2 protein-coding genes are annotated in these 3368 nt (G+C 37.7%); both read right to left on the minus strand.

The window, feature by feature from the left end; translation table 11 throughout:
- Positions 1-598: 598 nt before the first annotated feature.
- Complete coding sequence (locus AC3EA5_RS07540; protein ID WP_488607771.1) at positions 599-1747, minus strand: IS91 family transposase; 1149 nt, start codon at positions 1745-1747, stop codon at positions 599-601.
- A complete protein-coding gene (locus AC3EA5_RS07545) occupies positions 1744-2610 on the minus strand; it encodes a tyrosine-type recombinase/integrase (RefSeq protein ID WP_488607772.1) in 867 nt (288 codons plus the stop codon). The genes AC3EA5_RS07540 and AC3EA5_RS07545 overlap by 4 nt, the downstream gene beginning before the upstream one ends.
- Positions 2611-3368 lie beyond the last annotated feature (758 nt).

Raw genomic sequence — 3368 nt, forward strand, 5'->3', positions numbered from 1 at the left:
TCTAAATATACAGCAGATAGTCTCAGAATATACTTTATTAAAGTTAAGGCTTGCCAACACCTCCATACCCAAGCTAGCGTTGGGTATATCCTGACTGGATGAAATCAGCATTTGAACAACGTTTTAACAAACTTGCTGTTCTGGCTCGGAAACAAGGTGAAGTCCAAAGTATTCGTTAAGAGCCGGACGAACTGACAGAGAAATTGAAAGGTGAATTTACAGGGCTCAGTGTAAGTTGAACTTGGAATTGACAGACGTAGAAATATTGATATTTTTTGAATAAATGATATAATTATTAAGGAAAGAATTGTAGTTGAGGGTCAGAAAAAGAGCAGGTCGGGGTTTTCGACCTGCTCTTTTTCTCTCAATTGCAATTTTTCCTATTGAACAATAGTCGCGGTGGCACGAACCGAACCAGCCTTTAACTAGCTATGGGTTTTCAAAGGAATCTCTTATCTCTAAAAAATGGCTATGTACTACAAATTTACTGGTTTATGTAAGAGACATTTAGATATAAAAGGATTAAATTCCTTTAAAGGGTATTCTTAATAAGCCTAGGTCATCCTAGTTTTAAAAAAATCTATTCGGTTGCTTCTTTTCATTCTAGTTTTGGGATTACTATTGCTTTTCCAAAATTACTGCAAGCGCATTTGGGACATTTATAGATATCCACTCCAAACAACTTTAGAATAATTTGAGCCGCTGTAAGTCCTTCTAGGAGTGGTTTTGGGTAATTCCTTTTAATGATGTTGCGACAAATCTTTAATTTCACCTTTTTCGAACGATTGCTTAATATACCGTAATGCCTAATCTTTACAAATCCTTTAGGTAAGATATGCATAAGAAATCGTCGAATAAACTCCGCAGGCGTAAGCGTGACTTGGGATTTCATGCCTTGTTTTTTGTAATCTTTAACACTAAAAGTGATGCCTTCATCGTTCACCTCTAAAATTCGAGAGTTAGAAATGGCAATACGGTGGGTGTATCTTCCCAGATACTCAATCACATTTTGTGCGCCTTTAAAGGTCTCTTTGATGTGGGGAATCCACTCTTTTGCGTATAAAAGGTCAATTAGCTTTTGAAACTCATCCGGAATCTGTAACGTTAACGAAGAGCCCGAAAAGACCAACTTGTCGGACTTGTAAAGTTTCTTTAAAGCAGCCATGAATTTTCCGCGAAAGAGTCTAGAGACCACATGAATAGGAAATAAGAAGTTGTCTTTCACCGTTTTGAACTTTAAATCTTTCGTAAGACCGCCACCCAATACAATAGAATGGATGTGAGGATGAAAGTTTAATGACTGTCCCCAAGTATGAAGGATGCTCATAAAACCAATCGAAGCGTTCAGATGTTTTTTGTCTTGTGCGAGTTCCATCAAGGTATCCGCACTTGCTTTATACAGTAGTGCGTAAAGTTCCTCTTTGTTCGCATAAATGACAGGATTAAGCTCTTCAGGCACCGTAAAGACAACATGAAAGTATGGGGCATCAATGACTTCAGACTTACGCTTATCGATCCATTTTTCCTTGACAAGTCCTTGGCAACAAGGACAATGACGATTTCGGCAAGAATTATAGTGTACTTCTACATGATGACAATCTGGACAGTTGGACGTATTGGCACCTAAAGCAGGGGTTTTACATTTCATGATCGCAGTGGCAGCTTTATGTGTGAAATAATCTACCGGATATTGGACAATAGTGGCATCATAATACGTAAGAAAGATATCTTGTATGGGATAGCTCATAGATTATCCTCGCGATCAAAGGGACTTTTCAGTTTCCTCATGGTTGTCGTCCCTAAATGAACATAAACCAGACTGGAGCTTGCAGACTTATGCCCTAAAAGCTTTTGGATCGTAAGCAAATCATTACCCTGCTCATATAAATGGGTACCAAAAGAATGTCTGAACAAATGGGCAGTGATGTGCTTGTCCCAGCCAAGAAAACAACTATGATCGGCAATAAAACGGGATACCGTAAAACTCACAATTGGGGAATCTACCTTAGTACCCGGAAATAACCAGCCTTTCGGCTTACCAAAAGAAAACCAATACTCCGTTAAGATCCCTAAAGCCCTTTTGGATAAAATCGCATACCTGTCACATCTTGATTTGGAAGATCGGATATAAATTCGCATATCTTTACGACAAATATCCTCATAACGCAAATGGCGAAGCTCGCTGACCCGAAGTCCCGATGAATACAAAAGTGCAACACAGGCTTTATGCTTCAGGTTGGGGATCGTGTTAATAAAATAATTAATCTCATCATAGGTGAGGATATCGGGAAGCACGGTATTAAATTTCATATACGGAACTTCATACTTATCCCAATTGCTTCTTAAAACATACAGATAGAAAAAGCGAAGTTGTGAAATATGTGCGTTTATCGTGCGATTAGAAAGAACCTTCGATTGTTTAAGAAATAGAATATAAACTCTAATCTCATCAAAAGAAATAGCTTCAGGTGTCTTTTGACAGGAAGTCACCCAAGATAGGTAACTGTGTAGCATACTGTTATACGATTTGATGGTATTGTAAGTTAGGTCGCGTAAAACTAAGAAATCATTAAACTTTTTAACATAGGGTTTCACATCAAAAAAATCCATAGTACAGGCCTCCTAGAATAAAAGTAAGTGTAGTCTTCATTCAAACCCTACGCTTACTTAGGAGGCGGTCTTGGATAACAATAAAAGTTGTTGGCTATACAGAAAAATGATACGATAAACAATGTAGCAGCACCTCGTGTTTTGGCTTGTTTTGTTAGCGGTAACTTAACAATACCTGATATGTGAGTGTGCTGCTATATTGAATTTTAACAGTATGGGGTAAAAAGGGGCTAAAAAGCTATCGCGTAGCGATTTTGTTCAATAGAAATCTTGCAAGTCAGGGCTCTTTTGCGGAGGTTGGTATTTTTTTATGCTGACTGCAAAAAAGTTGATCAATCTTAGATTCCGTTCATATACGAGTCGATAGATGATGGCTACTATAAAAATATTGAAGTAATAATAAAGGATCTCTTTCAAGGGAATCCGTTGGATAGTGGCAATGTGAAGGGCTATCCCAAAAGTCTAAAGAGATTCAGGGATAGCTCATCATAACAGCTTTAAACCGGTGAGGCATATTGTTTACACTATTCAACTTGTTTGATAAAATATAAGTTACAAAGAGAAGCCATATATAGTGTTTGTTTATGAAAAGGTGGGGGTTGCATGAAAAATACGATCCTTTCTATCTGGAACAGATCGAATTCTCTTTTCCTACGACTCATTGTGGGCTTTTTATGCATCGTTCTTCTACTCGCCTCCCTTACAATTTACTCCATTTCGGTTTCTAAAAAAAATGTTAAGCAGGAAATTGACAAGTA

It is taken from the genome of Paenisporosarcina sp., assembly GCF_057785155.1.